We start from the raw sequence: 18,732 nt of genomic DNA, 5'->3' as shown, positions 1-18,732 counted from the left end.
GTGTCCGCTCGTAACGCTGGCAAAGTACTGTAGGAGTTCGATTATACAGCCATGGAATCGCAGCCAAACCACCTCACGCGTTCGGTCCTACGTAGACGCTTGTCGCCGAGGAGAAACACCATTTGGTTCTCGATGTCCAATCCACCGACGTGCAACGGAATCGGCTTGTCGTCATCATTCGTCAGGACACAAACACAGTCCACAAGATCGCAAGACGTGACGCTGAGTGGTTTGTCTTTCAGCATTCTGCTAGCTTTGCTGACTTGGCTTGACCAGAACAGCGTTCCAGCGGCGACTACGCCTACTGCGCGGGCAGTACAGGCAAAGATTTGAATTTGTGATCGCATCTTCATCGTTTCTCTCCTCGTTGATGGCAGCGCCGCGTAGTCCAGCGACGCACCTTGATCCTAGAGGAGAATCGACTTGCGCTCAGTGAGAAACCTGTATTGCTTTGTTGCGGATTGTACGGAGCCGTTGAACCGCGTATGACGAGTCGAGACCGACCAGTACGTCCCTTTGAGTCGGACCAGCGAACTGCGGGAGCGGGCCGAGTTCTACCAGCCACTGCGAATCGGGAATCGCCAGGAGCATTCTGTCGAAGTAGAGAACTGCCTCGCCTTGATCGATACGCGCAGCCAACTTCGGTGATGTCGACCGATCCGATCTGTCGACGACATTAACGGGATAGGCGAAACGAGATCGAACTTCAGCGATCGTCTGTTCAAAGTTCTCTTCGCCTCCTGCGATGATGTCGTCGCGATCGCGGAATACACGACTTGAAATAGTAGCGAAGGGAATTCAATCCAACTGGTAGCGAGCATCGTAAATACAAAGAACGCGATCGTGTATCGAGCTGCTCGATTTGCGTAATTGGCCAGATCGGTTCAGCTCCAAGTCAATGTGCCTGTGCTTTGCCCAAACCGGACCGACTCGATTCCAGTATCTTGCAGCAATCGCACGAAAAGGTTGCACAGAGGAAGATCGTGGTCTCTTCGCAAGTCAACATACTGTCCGTGATCGTAGCCGCCACCCGCCACGAAGATCGGCAAGTTCTTGGCTTCATGTGCGTTGGCGTTGCCAAGGTTGCTGCCGAAAACGATCGATGTGTTGTCGAGCAAACGAGTTCCCGATTCGGCGGGCCGCTTGATTTGCTCCAGCAAACTACCGAAGCAGCCGACGATGCCAGCTTCGATCTTGGCAAGTTGATCAATCTTTGAGGGATCTTGTCCGTGGTGGGACAAGTTGTGGTGATTGCCGGAAACGCCTTCGACCTTCGGCACGACGTAGTGATCCTGAACCATCACCGTGATGACTCGCGAAGTGTCGGTTTGGACAATCAATGGCACGAGGTCCATCAGCAACTGAGTCCGCCCGATCAGGTCGGCCGGGTCGGCGATGTCCTGCGGTGGATTCACGTCGACAACCGGTTTCGTTTTATCCATCCATCCTTGAACAGCGGTGATCTTTGTTTCAGCCTGACGCACAGAATGAAAGTAGTCATCGAGCAGGTGATTGTCCGAAGCACTGGCTTCGCTTCGCAACTTCTTCGTTTCGCTGCCGAGCTGATCCAAGATACTGCGGCCTTCACGAAGCCTCCGTTGCTGAGCCTTTACTTCGCTTGGCTTGCCTTCCAAGAACATTTTCGCAAAGACGCTCGCCGGAGACGTTTCAGCCGGAATCATAACGCCACCGCTTGTGTACGACTGGCTTTGAGCTTTCGCAGTTCCAAGCGTCACCGACGGAAAGCGAGTGGTGTAACCGAAGTGCTTTGCCGCAACCTGATCGATGGAAACGGTATTGCGAAATCCCGCCATCCCCGGTTTGCGTGCTGCGGTCAGCCATGTCATTTCGCTGTCGTGCGGTTGTCTGCCGGTTTGATCTTCGTGCGAGAGCCCGCTGAAAAGGGTGAAGTCGTCACGATGATTTTTCAGCAAGTCAAGATATGGAGTTGATTCGTAGCCTTTTCCAGTCGTTTTGGGCCAAAGTTTCGGCGGGTGAAGCCCAAGCGATGTGCATACGAAGACGAGCCGCTTCGGTGGCGCGTCCTGTTTCGACGCAAACGCGGGCGTCATCGACTCCAAGAGTGGAAGCGCAAGCGAGATGCCGGAAGCTCGCAAGAATGTGCGGCGATGGAGTGCGTTGTTCATTCTTTTATGCCATTTCTATTTTTCACGAAACAGTCTGCTGTGGACAACAGCGTGAATCAGGTCACGCATCGGATAGTTGCCCTTTTCCGTGTTCTTGAGGATTTCATCAATGACATCTCGATCGGCGAATTCGATTTCACCGCCAGTTGAATAGACGATCAACTGCGAAACGACGTTTCTGGCGACCTGTTCCTTTTGCTCCATCAGCAGGTTTTTGAACTCTTTGATGCCGGAGAACTCACGACCGTCGGCCGTCACGCTACTAGAGTCGACACGTGGCCCATTGTGATACGTCGCCTGCGAAACTTTTGCAAAGAAACCCTCGCCCGCACCATTGGCACGGTAGTGGGTTCGCAGTCCTCCGATTGGATCGAACGACTCCAGAGCGAATCCCGGCGGGTCGATCATCCGGTGACAGGTATTGCAGGACGCGTTGTCGCGATGAGCTCTTAGGATCTCGCGGATCGTTGTCTTGCCACGAGTGTCAGGCTCGATTGAGCCAACGCCCGGCGGAGGCGGCGATGGTGGCGTACCCAAGAGGCTGGTAAGCACAAAGTTCCCGCGAGTCACTGGTGAAGTGACCGTTCCGTTGGCTGTTGTCTTCAGGATCGCAGCCTGAGTCAGAACGCCGCCGCGCGGGCTTCCTTCTGCGAGCTTTACCTTGCGGAAATGCTGCCCCTCGATGCCTTGCATCCCGTAATGCTGGGCCAACCGACGATTAACGAAGGTATAGTCGGCGTCGATCAAGTGGGTGAGCGAAGCGTTTTCTCGGATCAATGTAGTAAAGAACGACCGCGTCTCTTGAGGAATCGCGTCGCCGAGTGGTTCGTCGAATTCGGGATAGAGCTTCTCATCCGGCGACGTCGCGTTGACTCTGTCGAGACGAAGCCATTGGCCAATGAAATCGTTGACGAATCGTTGTGACCGGTCGTCGGCCAGCATTCGTTCGACTTGCCGCGACAGTTCGGTGGCTTCCGTCAGTTTGCCGCGTCTTGCGGCGTCGAGCAGTTCGTCATCCGGAAGACTCTTCCACAGAAAGTACGACAACCGACTGGCCAGCGAGTGGGGATCCAGCTGACCGGGCTGACCGGAATGCATCAGAAACTGTGGCGAACACAACACAGACCTCAAGGGCACTCGAATGACTTCATCAAACGACAGCCCCTCTTCGATTCCGGGTAGCGCCAAGTCGACGAATGACTCCAATTCCGCAGCATCGACCGGACGCCGAAACGCTCGCTCGGCAAACTCGTCGACGATTTCACGGACGTGTTCGATCCGTGGTTTTGAAAGTTCGACTATCGTGGAGCCGTTTTGCTCATTCGTCACGAGTTCCACACCAACAAGCAGCTCACGTGTACTCTTTGGTGGCCATTGCTGTTGAATCGGTCCGGCCACGCCGAGCGATCGAATCGCCAAGCCCGAACCCGTGTAGTTTTTCGCGCCCTGCGTCGCCAAGCCGATAAAAACGGAATCGTCACTCTCAAGAGTCACATAAAAGTTGTCGCCCGGATTCAGATACGCGTTGACTTCGATTGCTTCCGGGTTATCCGGCAGCAAGTCGCCCAGCCTTACAATCGTCGCACCGCCGCTGGGTTGCTTGACGATGATCTTGTAGGTCACCGGCTGTTTCGATTGGAACGCCTCCAGCGTGGCTTTGATTCGATAAGTGCCCGGCGCATTCACCTGCAATCCAAGAATGCCAGATTGGATCAGATAGTCGACGTCTCGAAACAGAGCCACGCCTTCATCCAAACGGCGCGAGATATTGCCACCCAGTTCCAACGGTTTCTCGTGGAAATCGTTCAGGAATGCATTGTTCTCAAGATCGAATGTCTGCTCATGATACGGATTCGGACCGAGTGAAATGGCAAGTCCGAGAGCGTCATCGGCGGCGCGCAGAAGGCCGTCCATGTGAATCGCCGACAACCGTTGCGTGCTGCCAACCGTGTCGAAGCTTCCCGATTCAACTTCATCGGGAAGGTGGTTTGTGACATCGCCTTCGATGTCCAGCAAGTCCTGCAATGTGTATCCGTATTCCCGTTTGGTCAATCGGCGAGCAGGGACGCGACCAGCCGTATCCTGACCAGATCGACTGAACTTTCGCAGTCGAGCTTCGAGCGTTCCGGTGGCCGATTTCAACACCGCAGGGTCTGGTCGTTCTTCGGACTCCGGAGGCATTGTGCCGCCTTGTATGCGATCGAACACTTTGACCCACATTCGGAATGCCTCGGGATCAGCCAATCCGCCAACTGATTCAAAGTCTAACGACGTTTCGGTTGATGAATCGTGGCACGCGATGCAGGACGTCTCGACCAGTGCAGTGATCGCGGGATCGATCGTGTCTGCTCTCGAAACCTGCGCGAATAGAAGTCCAACCAGCGTTGCTCTGACGATGTGTGTTTGGCAGCTCATGAGGCCATTCTACCGCCGGAGAGACGGAGCGTCGCGGGATCGGGCGTTCGTTGGTCATCTTCGCCCAGTTCTGCCTCCACGATGACTTCGCGCGGCTTTCGCGAGCGTTTGCCGTTGAGCAAGGTGCCGATTGGCGTGAATCGAACGAACCAATGATAGCTGGCGAGCAGCATCACGCCGGCGACCACACAGACAATCGGAAACTTCAGCAGCGGCGACACGTCATAATCGCGAACCACGTATTGCAACCAGATGACCAGTGGAATGTGGGCGAGGTATAGCCAGTAGGATGAATCGGAAAGGTATCGCATCGCCTTGCTTTCGGATGACAGGTAGCGTCGAAAAATGCCCATCATCCCAAACGATACAAGCCAGACGAACGTTGCCTGCACGAAGACCGACACCGATCGCCCTATGCCTTCGGACATTTGACTTGTTGCCAATCCAATGGGAAGCAGCACCAAAGCGGCGAACGGAAGCGTGATCGCCCATCGGCTTCCCAGCTTTCCCTCGTCGTCACGTGCGTCAAAGTACAACGCCCCGAACGCAAAGAAGATTGCGTAGTACGCAAGAACGGCAGGCATCGGAATCAAACCGATCGACGTGTCAGGACCAAATGCCTGCCCCTGGAGTCCCATGAAGGATTGAGGGATCATGGTTAGCGGTACGAGCCACAGCAGACTGACCGGCGAAAGCGTAAACCATGTCGGCGCTCTTGGAATACTTACGGCTCGACCGACACTGATGCAAACGGCGAATCCGACCACCAGCCAGCATAGAAACCACAAGAACCACAGGTGCCCAAAGAGGGGGAAGTACAGTCCAGCGGCAATCAATCCGACCGCAGCAGCCATTGGTTGTTCTCTGCTTACTGGCGTTTCCGACTTGGCAGCGATCGTTCCGATTGCCCGCGACGGAAGGATGGCTGCAATCTCATGTCGACCCTCGTCCATCGCTGAGGAGTCGACTTCGACGCCTATCATCCCGCCAATCCACTGAGTCGTCCCCTGATCGACTTTCAACAGGTCGCGAACTGTTTCGCCTTTGTTTCCCTTGATTGTCGAGTCGGCACCTCGATCAATCAGTAACTCTGCCGCCTCGGGTCGGCCAAACAACGCCGCCACCATCAAGGGTGTCACGCCATCGTGATTGCGAGAGTCGACATCAACACCTTCGTCGAGCAACCCGGCAAGGCGATCGGTTTTCCCAAGCGCCGCGGCCAGATGAATGTCAATCTGCTCCGCAGATACTGGCCCGGCAGTTTTTGATTTGATTTTCAATCCCACATAGAACGAAACCGCCCAGACCGTGGGAATGATGGTGAAGAGTGCCAGCACCATTGGCAGAAAAATCCGCTTGAAGCGATGCCCCAGCAGCGATCGCAGACCTCGCTTACGAAAGAGCATCATCGTGAAGAATCCGCTGATCAGAAAGAACAACGGCATCCGAAAGCCATGAATCGACGCCATCAACAAGCCAAAGAACTCATTCGTCTGAGTGTCCTTCACGGCCCAGAACCCATCGCCCGGAATGAACGAGATCGCGGCATGCAGTCCAATGCCAAGCAACATCGCCACAGCACGCAGAGCATCCAGATCGTGACGACGAGACTCGGGGGTAAGTTTGGTGGCGGACATGCTGTTGCTAATTTATGTTCCTGTTGTTTCCGTAGCGGAATTTGCCAAGAGTTTCCGCGTTGCCGCAGCCGAAAGCCTCGGCGGCTTCCTTTACGAAGATGGTTCGTAGCAGTATCAGCATTCGATTCGTTTTCATCGACATCGAATTGGTCTCGTTTTGTATTGCATTGTAGAGGCGGTTTGTCATTTGCACTGAGGATGCGACAATTCCCCTGGTGATGTCGCTTTTTCCGCCGTACAGAGTCATGCCAATGAATACTCCCAACCTAATTTTCTTCGCTTTCACGTTCCTCGGTGTGTTTGCGGGCACGGCGAACACAAGAGCAAACGATCTGGGCGAGCACGGATTCGCCGACAATGACGGCGTCAGGATTCATTACGTCACCGCTGGTGAAGGCCCGCTGGTTGTGATGCTGCACGGCTTTCCCGACTACTGGTACACATGGCGAAAGCAGATGCCGGAGATTGCAAAGAATCATCAAGTGGTCGCAATCGATCTGCGAGGCTTCAACAAAAGCGACAAACCGGAAGGCGTCGACAATTACGCGTTGCCCGAGCTGGTTGGCGACGTGGAGGCCGTTATCAAGCACTTTGGACAGACCGGGGCGACTGTGATTGGGCATGATTGGGGCGGGATGATCGCGTGGTCGTTCGCCATGCAGCACCCTGAAATGACAGAGCGTCTCGTCGTTCTCAATCTTCCGCATCCCGCCTGTCTGACGCGCGAACTTGCCAACAATCCAGCGCAGCAGAACGCCTCTGCGTACGCACGGGGCTTTCAACAGGCCGATGCAGCATCAAAGCTAACAGCCGAAGGACTGACGTTTTGGGTCAAGGACGCTGAGGCGCGCGGGAATTACATCGAAGCCTTCGAACGTTCATCGTTTGACGGCATGCTGAACTACTACAAGGCCAACTATCCTCGGGAGCCGTACAAGCAGCAAACCGATTTCCCCAAGGTAAAATGTCCCGTGCTGATGATCCACGGACTCAGAGACACAGCCCTGTTGGCCGACGGGCTCAGCGGAACTTGGAATTATCTCGAAAAGCCACTTACTTTGGTCACCGTTCCAAACGCTGACCACTTCGTTCAACAAGACGCACCGGAAGTGGTCACACAGACCATCGTTCGCTGGCTACAGAGCACGCTTCTCGGCCAGGAGTCGCCGCGGTGTGTTCGACATTAATAACAACGCCGACAGTACTTTCGCCCGGGGAAAGCAGTGGGAGCATGGCGTTGCGCGCCGCATGCTCCAGAAACCAGATCAGCCACGGTGTGCAGAGGATTTTGGGCATCCCGTCATTTGCTAAATCGATCAAATGCTGATCCGCAACAGTAAATCGCTCTTCTCGGATCGTGCCGGTTTTGATCGTGCCCTGCATTTCAATCGCTATTGATAGTACGTCGTCGATTATGGATTGGGCGAGCTAACGTCGCTGAGTTCGATTGCTGTTTCAACTTCGGGCATCCCAAAGGAAGCGGGGGCTGTTGCTGCGGATGCAGCGCTGTTGCTCTGAGGAATACTGTGTATCGGCGGCACAGAATAGCCGCGGCATTTTCTTCGTCATGATCACTCATCGCGTGCTAGAAATTCCTGATAGGCGTGAAGTGCGTCCTCGCCCCAAACCTCACGGTGCAGTCGCCGGGCGAACTCCGGATCGGTCGCGCCCGTGTTGAACACCACGACCGTCGCTCCAAAATCGAAGTGCCGCTGAAGGTACTCGCGCATTGAAGTGCCTCCCGGCCCGATGCCACTGGGTGTTGCTTCTGTGCTGGCCCACGGCGGATTGTTATGCGCGGCGAGTGCTTCATAAAGCACGCCAAAGTCATGCTGCAACGGTCCAACCGGATAGGTTGTCCAGCCGGGACGACAGGATTCGGCAAACGCGATCGAAATAGGGGCGTTCGTGAATTCCACTCCGGGCGAACCGACAACTCCTGCTCCCGCCGCCACGTGGCTGTACATTTTGTTCGATGGGACGCCGCCCTTGGCAAGGTTTCGCGCCCACAGCGAGATGTAGTCCTGATTCACCTTGGCCAGCGTAGCAGCGAAGTCCGCAGGCGGGTTGTCTCTGCCGTAGCCAAGGTTTGTCAATGCGTTGTAGCCGAGACGACGGCGCGGAACGCCGTCACGTTCCATCTTCTCGGCAATCCGCGGATTGACTTTGTCTATGACGGAGTAGTTCGGCAACGCTGGCTCTGCGCCAACGGTCACTCCTGCGAAAAGGTGCTGTTTATTGGTATCAGCAAGCTTCTTCAGTCCCGCTGCGATGGCTGGGCCGATGACCTGTTCGGCCAGACGCGACACTTCGCGCTCGACAGCGAGACTGTTGTAACAGATCACTGGCGGCATCTGTTCGGGGCGGCCCCAGTCGCGATAGCGATGCGGATGCGGCGTGCCGTTCCAGTCCATCCATTCGACATTCTTTGCATTGGCCGGATCATAGCCCGGCTCTTCTTCATCGTTGAAGTTCCAGAGGTCAGGCCGGTTGTCCCATTCAAGATTTTCTACAGTGATATAGACAGCGACATCGTGGCGCAAAGCGACTTCGATTGCTCCCTCTACAGAACGCGCTATGACTTGCGGGCTGGCGTTTGGGCTGAAAAGGTGTTCAGGGTCAAAACGCCAAGCAGGCAACATCAGGTGGAAGCCCCAATTATGTCTCGTGGGATCGGCGACCGAACCGAGTTGCCGCTTGGTTCGCAGGATTCCTTGCTCAAAGGCTTCGAGGTTTCCGCCATGCAGATGCCCGGCTTCCGGGACTGGCAGAATGATGTAGTGTGTCTCATCCGTTTGCCGTCGAAACTTGCGAAGTCGTTCTGCTGCTTGCGGGTCGGTTCCGCTTTCGAGAATGCTGAGTGCCCGGTCAAGCATCGCCTCGGCGCGATCGAACTCTCCCTCTTTCATCAGAGGATGGAATTCTCGCATGATCTCGCCGGCGCGATGCCAACGCTCGGCACGCTGTTGAAATCGCTGCATCTTCTTTTCAAGCGATTGAGGAGGTTGCTCCTGCGCTGAAAGCAACGATGAGCTAGCGAAAACAGCGGCCACCAAAATAACCCATTTGGCAGCTAACTTGTTCAACAATTTGTGCAATTGTGCCATGAATCAGTCTTTGCGGAATTCATGTTGTGGCACAGCCTGATTCCGTCGTTCTCGCCGCATGTCGTTAAGTAGGTTACAAGCTTCACTTCGCAGGCCAGAGTCGACATCGATCGCTTTGTCCATCACAAGATGACGGTCCTCGGCGGTCGTATATCGCGGCCATTCAGGGTTGCCTTCGACGTTTGGATTGCCAGTCTTTGCGAACTGCACCCAGTAATCCATGAAGGCACGGGACAATTCCGCGTCGTCCGGTTTCGGTTCTTCCAGATTTCCGAAAACGTATCCGATCTCGGCGGCGTGTGCCGCGCCCATCCAGCCCCAAACGGGTTTGGTGAAGTGGTACATCCAGACGTCGGTGTCTTGCTTGTCCATCGCACGAGCAAACTCGCGAGAGGGCTGAATAAACCAGACGTCCGTGATCTGCTGGACGGCTACTTTCCAAAGATCGTCTTGGGACTTAGGTGCATAAAAGTCCGCGACTTGGTCTCCATGCTCGCCAAATCGTTCGACCATGGCCTGCTTGTACGTTTCCAACGTTCCGCCAAACGCTTTTCGGGGTGCGAACATGGTTCCTTCGTCGCGGTTCGTGCCGACGATGACGGGAATGTCATGCTGTTCGCCGTCAGCATAGATTTGATGCGGAGGCTTGGGGAAGACCCAGCCGTCCGTTGCTATTGGCCAGCGCTGCTTGACTTTGCCGAGCACTTCGCTCGCCGGGATCGCTCGCAGCTTCGCAAGCACAGCATCACCTTCGGCGTCGCCATTACCAGCATCGCTGCCCAGCAACTTCCGAGCTTGCTCTTCACCATCGAACTCGGCTGGCGGACCGTTCGCGTTTTCATCTTTCAGATCTCGAAAGATGACGGGATCAAGCCAAGGGCTTTGCAAGATGGCTCGATGAAACAACCCCTTCGACAACGGCGTTGCCGTGAGGAGATAGATGCTGGTGCCGCCTGCCGACTCGCCGAAGATCGTTACGTTCTCGGGATCGCCGCCAAAGTTAGCGATGTTGTCGCGAACCCATTCCAACGCCGCGATCTGATCCAGAATAGCGTAGTTGCCCGACGAACCGCGCGGAGACTCCGCCGAAAGCGCCGGATGAGTCATGAAGCCCAACGCGCCTAATCGATAGTTGATCGTGACCGCGACAACTCCGCGCTTGGCCAACTGCGTACCGTCATAACCGGGCTGATGTCCCGAGCCCTGAGTGAACCCGCCTCCGTGAATCCAAACCATCACGGGACGTTTCTCTCTGACTCGTTCGCGCGCCGTCCAAACGTTCAGGTACAAACAATCCTCTGACTGATTCGGTCGATTGTTCGTCTGCAGCGATCTCGCAGCGAACTTGTCACACTTTCTGACATCCGACCACTTGGCCGCAGGTTGAGGCGGTCGCCATCGCAGATGGCCGACCGGTGGCGCAGCATACGGTATGCCTTTGAACACTTCGATCGAATCGTCTCGCGACGCAGTACCAGCCACCGGACCGAGCCGCGTCTGAACGATCGCTGATTCGTCATTGGACTCAACTGCGGCCAACTTGGCACCTTGTGTGACGCAATAGACCTTCGTCTGCGTTCGGACGAGCAGCTTGTCACCAACAACGCTTGGAGTCGCGATGCAGAGTTCATCCAGCGGATTTGTGTTCAGAATCTCGAATTCCGGGCCGGCCTTGATGACGTAGGTCAAACCATCCTCACTCAAGCAAAATAACTTCCCGTTGTAAGCCCAAGGCGACGCGGTAAAGATGCCCTTCGCAGGGTCGCGCACGCCTTGGCCAAGATATAGGCCTCCCTTTGGCTTGATGTTCTCTTCCTCTGCAACGACGGAGGATACAAACACGCGATCACCAACGATGATCGGGCTCCCCCAACCCTGTCCTGGTACGTCGGCCACCCAAGCAACGTTCTCTGTCTTGCTCCAATGATCAGGAAGTTTCGGATGATCGTTGGCAACGCCCGTCGCGTCAGCTCCACGAAAACGGGTGAAGTCATTGGCCGACAATATTGTCGTGCCGAAGGCCAACGAGACGATCAAGAGCAGGAGTGGCGTTGGTGCTCTCACTAAAACTCATCCTTCACAGGTACGGTGTCCATGAATCCGATCATCATTTTTTCAAAACTCTGGTCGCCCCAGCGTTCCGGCTTTGAAGGATTGGGATTGGCGAGATTGTACTCACTATTTTCGAACACGGCCGTGCATTCGATCCGCGTTCCCCTTGGCAACGTGAGCGGTTCCTCGAGTATGTACTTGAGTTGCCATTTGAAGTCGTCATTGGGAACGTTCAGTAACGTGTCTTCACGCCCATCCGGAAAGCGGATGTCATAGCGGATCGATTTGCCTCGCAAGTGCATGTGCGGTGACATGCTGAGGAGGTTCTCCTCCTGTCGCGATACATAAGTAGCTCTCACCGCATGGTTCGCCGCTCCCGCTGGAATCTCAAACTTGTGATTCGCGGCGAGTCGCCTACGCAGACGTTTCCGCACGTCTTCCTTCTTTGCGAAGCGAAAGCCAACATAGCTCAGATCATCTGTGGGTGTTCCATTGGGCGTGTAATGCATCTCGAACAGCAGCTTGCTACCTGCTTCAACCTCGATCGCAATTCCATCTTTGAGTTGCAGCGCCGGACTTCCCGGAGCATACCCTGCAAGTGTCTGGCGAAGATCACGACGTTTCTCACCCGGCGGGATAACGTATACCAAGATGTGATGCACGACGCAGCGCTTGTCCGGCCGAGCTTCCGATTCCACGATGTACTTGTCCTTATCCCACTGAGGATCAACGACGAAACGCTTGTAATCGACGACGCCTTCAGCCGGAACGGAGAATGGCCTGTCTCGCATTGCGATGACCTGATGCGGCTTCTGAATCTGCCAGCCCTCGGCGAATTCCGGTTGCTCCGGCAAGTCACCGGCGTCGCCCTCGGGCATTCCGTTTTCAACCCAAGCAGAGATCAACTCACGTTGTTTCGAGTACCCAACGCCATACTGGTCGTCAATGCGACCGTGATATCGGACAACGCGTTCATGGGCCAGCAGAAAGACTTCCGGCGTCCGCTGAGCACGCAGTGCATTGGCGAAATCATCCAGAGACACGGATTTTCCATGGCAATTGTCCAACGTGAACGATTCGACACGATCGCCAAGATGGCTGCGAGGCGTTGTCTCAGCCGAACAACACGGCATGCAACACAGCACGGTCAGCGCGAACTGCAATCCAAATTTCCACATGCAACGGATTTCCTGTTTGGTTTTTCAACGCTCCGAGGCGACGTAGTGAGCCACGGATGCTACTCAATTGAACGTTGAGTATCGGTCACGTGACTACACGAAATTCGTATGCAATTGTATGCGATTGTAGAAGTGTCCCGGCGAATGATGGCTCACCGTCGCGCGGCAGTGTGTATTTGCAGCAGTGAATTACAGTGTAAGACGCTTTTCTTGTGGCAGGAAAAGAAAGCAATGACTGAATCGCTGATTGGACACATCTAACAGTCGTTCGCTGAACTCGAATGCGATGCTTGTCCTGTAGCGAGCAGATTCGACCACATTTCTCGTTGGCGTTCCCAAGGCAGTTGCCTGGTGATCGGACGCAGGTTCCATTCGTGAATTTTGGAACGCCCCGTTATCTCGCAAGGCAGGTACAGCAACCCCTCTTGGATCTCGGGTGCGAGCAGCGATAGGTTGTAACCGCCAAGCGATGCCCAATGCGTTGAGATTGCGGGCTGCGAAGCTTGCGTAATGGGCGGGGCAATTGCGAGCTTTCCTATTCTCCCGCTCAAGCCGAGCTTTGCACGATAAGTGGCCTGAGAGTTTGGTTTTTATATACCCCACTCAGGTATCCTGCCGATCTAACGAGTATTCCAAAGGATGCTGTTCGGATCAGGAGTATTTTTCAGTGCGATCATTGTTGTTCAAGTCCGGGCTATCCCCAGAAGATGATGGGCATGGAGATGTCCGATGACTTCATGAAGGCGATTTGGAGCCGAAAAGAAGTTCGCGGAATGCGGGCCAGCTACCCGATGAGCGTGAAGGGATTGATGACGGTACTCCGGGTCCTGCCGGACGACCTGTATGAGTTGGTGATGAACAGCGACCAGCCCGTTGAAAAAGGTGCGGTATTTGCTGAAATCGTTCGCCGATTCGGTGATCTCCACGCTTATGAAGCCGCGCCCAAGATGATGATGTGAAGCGGACTAACCAAGGAGACGTTTTGAGGGTAAAATCCGAGATTCTGTGATATCCGCCTCTCCAACGTTCTCACCAATGCTCTCAGACGACGGGAAAAAGAAGCTCAACAACCGACTTCGACGCGTCATCGGACAAGTCGAAGCAGTTGGTCGTATGATCGAGGACGAGGAGTACTGCGTCGATATTCTGATGCAGTTGTCCGCCGCGACCGGGGCATTGAACAAAGTCGGTCAGATTATTCTGGAACAGCACATCCGAACCTGCGTTAGCGATGCAATCAAGAGCGAGGATGCCAAGGACCGCGACGAGAAGATCGAAGAGCTAATGACTGTTTTTCGGAAGTACGGCGAGTGAAGCATTAGCGTGATGAATTGGTTCCTGACTGCTGGCGGGTTTCTGTTGACTTGCCTTGGAGTCTGGGAAACCTTCATGGCAGTTCTCCATCCACGGGCAACGGTTGGCCCGATCACGAAAGTCATCAATCGTGGGTTTCAGCGTTCCTTCCTTGGTCAACCAGGACCTTCCCACGCTGTCGTCGAACATGGCGGAGTTGTTGGAATCGCATCATTTCTATCCGGTACTGCATTACTTTCGGTTCGGCGAACCGCGGTACGCCATGAGCCGCATGCTGAGATTCTGTTTGGAGGTTTCTTCGATGATGCGAGCGGCGCGACAGGTCGATGGGCACAAGCCCGCCGCGAGCGTAGAGCCCGTCGATCGGCTTTGGCACGCCAGCATGCAGATGCTAGAGGAGACCAAACGGCAATTCGTCATCTGTCACTCGACGCACGACGATCCCGATCCGCGACTGGCGATCGAGATTTCGCAGTCGATCGGCGATTCTGATGACCTAGCAAGCCAATTACAAGCTGCCTTCGTCGATCAGCAATCCGCGTGCCGCCAAGATCTAAACGCACTGGCTGTTTGCACCAGAAGCGAATCCTGAAAAGAATCCTAGATTGGGAAGGGGGCCTTTTTCGGCGAGGGTTTGACTCCCTCGCCCTCCGCTTGTCTGTAAAGCGGCTCGTTGGCGAAACGGACATCATTTCTGCCTTCTAATCCCAAATGTATGTAACAATGTTTGAATGGCTCCGCTTGGAAAGGGGTACTCACAAACACAACCCTTTGCTCAGTGACGAAGAACCATGCTCAAAACAATTTTTTTAGCGGCAATCGCTACTTTCACTCTGGCCACAACCGCCCACGCGCAGTCGTTGTACTATTACAGCCCCACAGCAAGCGTCAGCGGGACGGGTTACACCGGCTCCTATACGTCGGCTACGGCAATGACGGCCAATGAATCCGAAACGTCGGATGGCTCGGCTGAAGCCAATCCACTATCACCATCGTCGGAGTTCGACTGGGCGACTGGGACATTTCAGATTTGGGGAACCGATTTCGACGACGAATGCATCGTCTACACGGGCAGCAATGGACTATTGCGTGTTGAAGTAACTTCAGCGATCGGAACACAGGATGTTCGCTGGTTCGGCCCGGAACAAGTTTCGCGAATCATCTTCCATGGTGGTGGCGGAGACGACGATTTTCGTTTTTGGAATGTCAGCCAAATGGCGTACTACAACTGGCTTTTCGGCTGGTTCGACATCGACTGCGAGCTTAATGGCGGGGACGGCGCGGACATCCTTTCCGGCGGAACTGGAGACGACATTCTCATCGGCGGAATGGATCAACGTTTTGACCTCTTAGAGGGCAACGCTGGTGCCGACATTTTGGGCCTGTCAGGAATTTTGTGTTTGCCAGCAATAACTGTAAGCTGACCCAAACACTTTCTCCTGCAGGAGCCCCTTCCCATGGATACCAAGACGAAAGAGCAAGTCGAACAACTTGCTGCTGAATTTGCTCGCAATGCTTCGAGCATCGGTGAATTGAATGCATTGGTCAAAACAATGATGAAGTCGGGCATCGAAACGATGCTCAACTCCGAACTCGATCACCATCTCGATCAAGAACAATCCGAACCGGCCTCCGGCAGCACGCCTTCCAAAGAAAAACGAAACAACTGTCGCAACGGACATTCTTCAAAGAAGCTCAAGGGTGACTTTGGGGAACTGGAGATCGAAACACCTCGGGATCGAGACTCGACGTTTGAGCCGAAGATCATTGAAAAGCACCGGCGTCGCATTGATGGATTCGATGACAAAATCCTGGCCCTCTACGCAAAAGGATTGACCACCCGCGACATCCAGCAGATCGTCAAAGACCTCTACGGCGTGGATGTTTCACCAACGCTGATCGCTAGCGTCACCGAGGACCTGGAAGCCGAGCTAAAGACTTGGCAGTCGAGGCGTCTCGATCCGGTGTGTCCGATCGTCTATTTCGATGGGATCGTCGTCAACGTTCGGGGTGCATCGGCCAAGGTCAGCCCCCACACGATTTACGTTGCTTTGGGAATCAATCTGGATGGTAAGAAAGAGCTCTTGGGCCTCTGGATCGCTGAAACCGAGGGGGCGAAATTCTGGTTGAACTGCTTAACCGACCTGAAAAACCGCGGACTTTCCGACATCTTCGTATGCTGTGTCGACGGCCTTGCCGGGTTCCCCGAAGCCATTCGAGCCGCCTTTCCACAAGCTCGAATTCAGCTTTGCTTGGTGCACCTGGTTCGCGCCGCCCTTCGCTACGTCTCGCATGAAGACAGCAAGGCAGTCGCAGGTGATCTAAAATCAATCTACCGCGCATCGACAACCGAAGAGGCTGAAAGCGAACTGGAGCGGTTCTCGGAGAAATGGGACAAGAAGTATCCGACGATCTCGCGGCAGTGGCGAAATAAGTGGACGGACATCATCACACTGTTTGACTTCCCGCCCGAGATTCGTAAGGTGATCTACACGACCAACGCAATCGAGTCGGTCAACAGCACGATTCGCAAGTTTACTAAGAACCGCAAGATCTACCCGAGCCAGGACTCAGCAACCAAGTTGATCTATATGGCGATCATGGAGGCATCCAAACGCTGGACCCGCCCGATCAAGTATTGGAAGCAAGCACTCAACCACTTTGCAATCCTCTTTGAGGACCGCCTACCGCCGAGCCACCGATACTAAACAACTGAACCGGTGACACAAAGTTTTGGACAGGCCCACATTTTCGTCGAGTGCTCGCCTCTGACATACCACAACTCGACGTCTTACTACTCGTACTCAAGTGCAAACTATTACACAAGCCATTTCGATTACACCGCCGATGAGACCCCAAGCGAGGGTGACGTCGTGATTCAAGAGGGCGAATTGGAGGAATTCCTCAACTCATTGGAAGCTGACAGCTCATCTCCGCAACCCATCTATTACACGTCGGGGTAGTCCTTCCCACGCTGAAGCTACAACAGCCCGGCCGAGCTTGGAAGCTCGGTCGGGTTGTTTTCATTGACCGGATGTGAACGACGCTTCTGCTGGCAACAATGCTTTCGGCTTCGATTGGGAATGGAATTGCCCACGAAAAGTTGACAGTGGACCGATCTTAACGGGAAGGTAAATAGCGAGCCCTGATGGATCAGGTTTCACCAACGAGTGACGTTCTGGTAATCGCTTGCTCAAAGTCGATTGGACTTCGGTAGTCCAGTGACGAGTGCAAGCGGCGAGGGTTGTAAAATTGTTCGATGTATTCTGACACGCCGCGTGTGGCGTGTTCATGGGTGCCGTAGACTTCTTGGACTTCCTCGGTCTTGTAGCTCTTGAAGAAAGATTCCATCGGTGCGTTGTCGTAGCAGTTCCCGCGGCGACTCATGCTCTGAACAAGTTCACGTTCGGCCAACCGGCGTCGAAACGCTGCGCTCGCATACTGAGAACCGCGATCGCTGTGGACGATCAACCCCGCACTTGGGGAACGAAACGCGATCGCTTGATCGAGCGATTCAATCACCAGCTCGGAATCGATCTTACGACTGGTTTTCCATCCGATGATCTTTCGTGAATGCAGGTCGACAAACGCGCACAGGTAGGTGAATCCTTCTTTTGTAGGGATGTAGGTGATGTCGGTAAGCCAGACTTGATTGATGTCTTCTGTCGAGAAATCTTGGTTGAGTCGATTGGGGGCGATCGGCTGATCGTGATTGGAATCGGTTGTCGATATTCGGAACTTAGTCCGCCGATTCGCCTGGATTCCGGCCTTCTGCATGTATTTGGCTACGGTGTTTCGGCAGCACTGGATGCCTTGCTTAATGACCTCACGATGCATCCGCGGACTTCCGTAGGAATCGAAGTGATTCTCCAACCGGATTTCGTGGATGGCCTGAGTGACCTGCATTTCTTTGACTTTGGTTTCGCTAGGATCACGGGCGACAAACCGGTAGTATGCCGCACGCGTCACTTCCAGGACTCGACAGAGGACCGCGATCGGCCATCGATCGCGATGTTCGCCGATAAACTGCAGCCTCAGTTGCTTTCTTTCGCAAAGAACGCCGTCGCTTTTTTTAAAATGTCTCGCTCCATTTTGAGCTGCCGGTTCTCTTCACGCAGTCGTTTGAGTTCAGCTTCAACCGACTGATTACCAGCGACCCCGTCTGCGAGAGTCCCATCTTCCTCGAAAGACTTCTTCCAATTGCGGATCAGGTTATCGCCAACGCCAAGGTCTCGGGCGACAACGGTATACGACAGTCCTTGTTCCATCACTTTCTTGACGGCGGCCAGTTTGAATTCTCGGCTGAATTTTCGACGCTTGTCCATGAATCGGTTCTCCTGTCAGAGAAGTCTGACATCTGCCAATCCACTGTCAACTTTTCGTGGGCAATTCCAGAACGATCCAACCCTGCGAGCCGTCTAGCGAACGTCCCGTCCGACGCCGAAGGGCAACAAACGCCCAGCACTGTTCAAAAGGTTGAGTATGTGATCGACCACTACGACGCACTTTGCTCGCACTCTCAGTAAATTCACAGTGGCAAGCTCAAGCTCTGCATTCACAGCATTGGTGCGGTTAGCCCTGTAACTCCGAGTTGATCCTCGAGAATTGTTCCAACACGGTTTGGAGATCATCGGCGACGCACGATCTGGGAAATTGGGAACACTAATCTGCACTCATCGACACTAAGTCGTCTCAGAGAACCGCATTCGCTCGGAATCGTTCTTGCCGCAGAACTTATGTCTTCGGTCATCAGAAATGGGGAAGGGGGTAATCTAGAATCTTTTTGCGAAGTCGTGAAGAAACGTCGGGGCCGTGCATCCAAAGAGCATCAAAGAAGAGATTCCTTCGTGCGGATCCTTTGAACGCTCTTGGAAATGCCTGT

16 protein-coding genes are annotated in these 18,732 nt (G+C 54.3%); 7 read left to right on the top strand and 9 right to left on the bottom strand.

The genetic code is table 11. The annotated features are described in order from the left end of the window. Positions 1-41: 41 nt before the first annotated feature. The 4 genes from TBK1r_RS05260 to TBK1r_RS05245 form a co-directional block, all read right to left on the bottom strand. Positions 42-353 (bottom strand): hypothetical protein, encoded by a 312-nt coding sequence (locus tag TBK1r_RS05260; protein WP_145207870.1) that lies wholly within the window; start codon positions 351-353, stop codon positions 42-44. Between the two features lie 531 nt (positions 354-884). Next, positions 885-2,147, bottom strand: coding sequence for a DUF1552 domain-containing protein (locus TBK1r_RS05255; RefSeq protein WP_145207868.1), 1,263 nt, complete (start codon positions 2,145-2,147; stop codon positions 885-887). A 15-nt stretch (positions 2,148-2,162) separates the two neighbouring features. After that, positions 2,163-4,562, bottom strand: a complete 2,400-nt coding sequence (locus TBK1r_RS05250; protein WP_145207866.1) for a DUF1592 domain-containing protein — start codon at positions 4,560-4,562, stop codon at positions 2,163-2,165. Further along, a complete protein-coding gene (locus tag TBK1r_RS05245; protein ID WP_145207864.1) occupies positions 4,559-6,199 on the bottom strand; it encodes an acyltransferase family protein in 1,641 nt (546 codons plus the stop codon). Before TBK1r_RS05245 ends, TBK1r_RS05250 begins: the two co-directional genes overlap by 4 nt. A 218-nt stretch (positions 6,200-6,417) precedes the next feature. Between TBK1r_RS05245 and TBK1r_RS05240 the strand changes: the two genes are divergently transcribed. Beyond that, the gene (locus TBK1r_RS05240; protein WP_419581530.1) at positions 6,418-7,386 is read left to right on the top strand and encodes an alpha/beta fold hydrolase; all 969 of its coding nucleotides are present in this window, start codon (positions 6,418-6,420) and stop codon (positions 7,384-7,386) included. Here the strand turns inward: TBK1r_RS05240 and TBK1r_RS38325 are convergent. The 4 genes from TBK1r_RS38325 to TBK1r_RS05225 form a co-directional block, all read right to left on the bottom strand. Further along, positions 7,313-7,495 (bottom strand): thioesterase family protein, encoded by a 183-nt coding sequence (locus TBK1r_RS38325; protein WP_419581529.1) that lies wholly within the window; start codon positions 7,493-7,495, stop codon positions 7,313-7,315. The two genes, TBK1r_RS05240 and TBK1r_RS38325, sit on opposite strands and share 74 nt — an antisense overlap. Positions 7,496-7,770: 275 nt before the next feature. Then, positions 7,771-9,306, bottom strand: a complete 1,536-nt coding sequence (locus tag TBK1r_RS05235; RefSeq protein ID WP_145207862.1) for a hypothetical protein — start codon at positions 9,304-9,306, stop codon at positions 7,771-7,773. A gap of 3 nt (positions 9,307-9,309) precedes the next feature. Further along, complete coding sequence (locus TBK1r_RS05230) at positions 9,310-11,370, bottom strand: carboxylesterase/lipase family protein (RefSeq protein WP_145207860.1); 2,061 nt, start codon at positions 11,368-11,370, stop codon at positions 9,310-9,312. Beyond that, positions 11,370-12,401, bottom strand: coding sequence for a hypothetical protein (locus tag TBK1r_RS05225; protein WP_145207858.1), 1,032 nt, complete (start codon positions 12,399-12,401; stop codon positions 11,370-11,372). Before TBK1r_RS05225 ends, TBK1r_RS05230 begins: the two co-directional genes overlap by 1 nt. Positions 12,402-13,258: 857 nt before the next feature. Here TBK1r_RS05225 and TBK1r_RS05215 point away from each other — a divergent pair. The 6 genes from TBK1r_RS05215 to TBK1r_RS05190 all read left to right on the top strand — a co-directional run bounded on the left by TBK1r_RS05215 (position 13,259) and on the right by TBK1r_RS05190 (position 16,813). Further along, positions 13,259-13,495 (top strand): hypothetical protein, encoded by a 237-nt coding sequence (locus TBK1r_RS05215; RefSeq protein WP_419580991.1) that lies wholly within the window; start codon positions 13,259-13,261, stop codon positions 13,493-13,495. A 76-nt stretch (positions 13,496-13,571) separates the two neighbouring features. Further along, on the top strand, positions 13,572-13,850 hold the full coding sequence (locus TBK1r_RS05210; protein WP_145207856.1) for a metal-sensitive transcriptional regulator: 279 nt from the start codon (positions 13,572-13,574) through the stop codon (positions 13,848-13,850). Positions 13,851-13,980: 130 nt separating this feature from the next. Further along, positions 13,981-14,442: a hypothetical protein gene (locus TBK1r_RS05205; RefSeq protein ID WP_419580990.1), complete on the top strand. Its 462-nt coding sequence runs from the start codon at positions 13,981-13,983 to the stop codon at positions 14,440-14,442. 199 nt (positions 14,443-14,641) lie between these two features. Further along, complete coding sequence (locus TBK1r_RS05200) at positions 14,642-15,274, top strand: hypothetical protein (RefSeq protein WP_145207854.1); 633 nt, start codon at positions 14,642-14,644, stop codon at positions 15,272-15,274. 33 nt (positions 15,275-15,307) lie between these two features. Beyond that, entirely contained in the window at positions 15,308-16,558 is a 1,251-nt protein-coding gene (locus tag TBK1r_RS05195) for an IS256 family transposase (protein ID WP_145207852.1), read from the top strand. Positions 16,559-16,570: 12 nt separating this feature from the next. Continuing rightward, positions 16,571-16,813 carry a hypothetical protein gene (locus tag TBK1r_RS05190; RefSeq protein WP_145207850.1) on the top strand — a complete coding sequence of 81 codons (243 nt, stop codon included), beginning with the start codon at positions 16,571-16,573 and terminating at the stop codon, positions 16,811-16,813. A 190-nt stretch (positions 16,814-17,003) separates the two neighbouring features. Here TBK1r_RS05190 and TBK1r_RS05185 read toward each other — a convergent pair. After that, positions 17,004-18,175, bottom strand: a protein-coding gene (locus TBK1r_RS05185; protein WP_145207848.1) for an IS3 family transposase whose coding sequence is annotated in 2 segments (ribosomal slippage) — positions 17,004-17,926 and positions 17,926-18,175 — 1,173 coding nt in all. Because the reading frame shifts where the segments join, the coding sequence is not laid out codon by codon here. Between the last annotated feature and the right edge of the window lie 557 nt (positions 18,176-18,732).

This window comes from Stieleria magnilauensis, assembly GCA_007753675.1.
GTDB lineage: Bacteria > Planctomycetota > Planctomycetia > Pirellulales > Pirellulaceae > Stieleria > Stieleria magnilauensis.
The sequence above is the reverse complement of the archived record's forward strand: the minus strand, read 5'-3'. Positions and strand labels throughout refer to the sequence as shown.

Bases quoted from the DNA above. Each gene is read 5' to 3' on its own strand.
- TBK1r_RS05260 (WP_145207870.1), bottom strand. From the start codon at position 353: ATGAAGATGCGATCACAAATTCAAATCTTTGCCTGTACTGCCCGCGCA.
- TBK1r_RS05255 (WP_145207868.1), bottom strand. From the start codon at position 2,147: ATGAACAACGCACTCCATCGCCGCACATTCTTGCGAGCTTCCGGCATC.
- TBK1r_RS05250 (WP_145207866.1), bottom strand. From the start codon at position 4,562: ATGAGCTGCCAAACACACATCGTCAGAGCAACGCTGGTTGGACTTCTA.
- TBK1r_RS05245 (WP_145207864.1), bottom strand. From the start codon at position 6,199: ATGTCCGCCACCAAACTTACCCCCGAGTCTCGTCGTCACGATCTGGAT.
- TBK1r_RS05240 (WP_419581530.1), top strand. From the start codon at position 6,418: ATGTCGCTTTTTCCGCCGTACAGAGTCATGCCAATGAATACTCCCAAC.
- TBK1r_RS38325 (WP_419581529.1), bottom strand. From the start codon at position 7,495: ATGCCCAAAATCCTCTGCACACCGTGGCTGATCTGGTTTCTGGAGCAT.
- TBK1r_RS05235 (WP_145207862.1), bottom strand. From the start codon at position 9,306: ATGGCACAATTGCACAAATTGTTGAACAAGTTAGCTGCCAAATGGGTT.
- TBK1r_RS05215 (WP_419580991.1), top strand. From the start codon at position 13,259: ATGTCCGATGACTTCATGAAGGCGATTTGGAGCCGAAAAGAAGTTCGC.
- TBK1r_RS05210 (WP_145207856.1), top strand. From the start codon at position 13,572: ATGCTCTCAGACGACGGGAAAAAGAAGCTCAACAACCGACTTCGACGC.
- TBK1r_RS05200 (WP_145207854.1), top strand. From the start codon at position 14,642: ATGCTCAAAACAATTTTTTTAGCGGCAATCGCTACTTTCACTCTGGCC.
- TBK1r_RS05195 (WP_145207852.1), top strand. From the start codon at position 15,308: ATGGATACCAAGACGAAAGAGCAAGTCGAACAACTTGCTGCTGAATTT.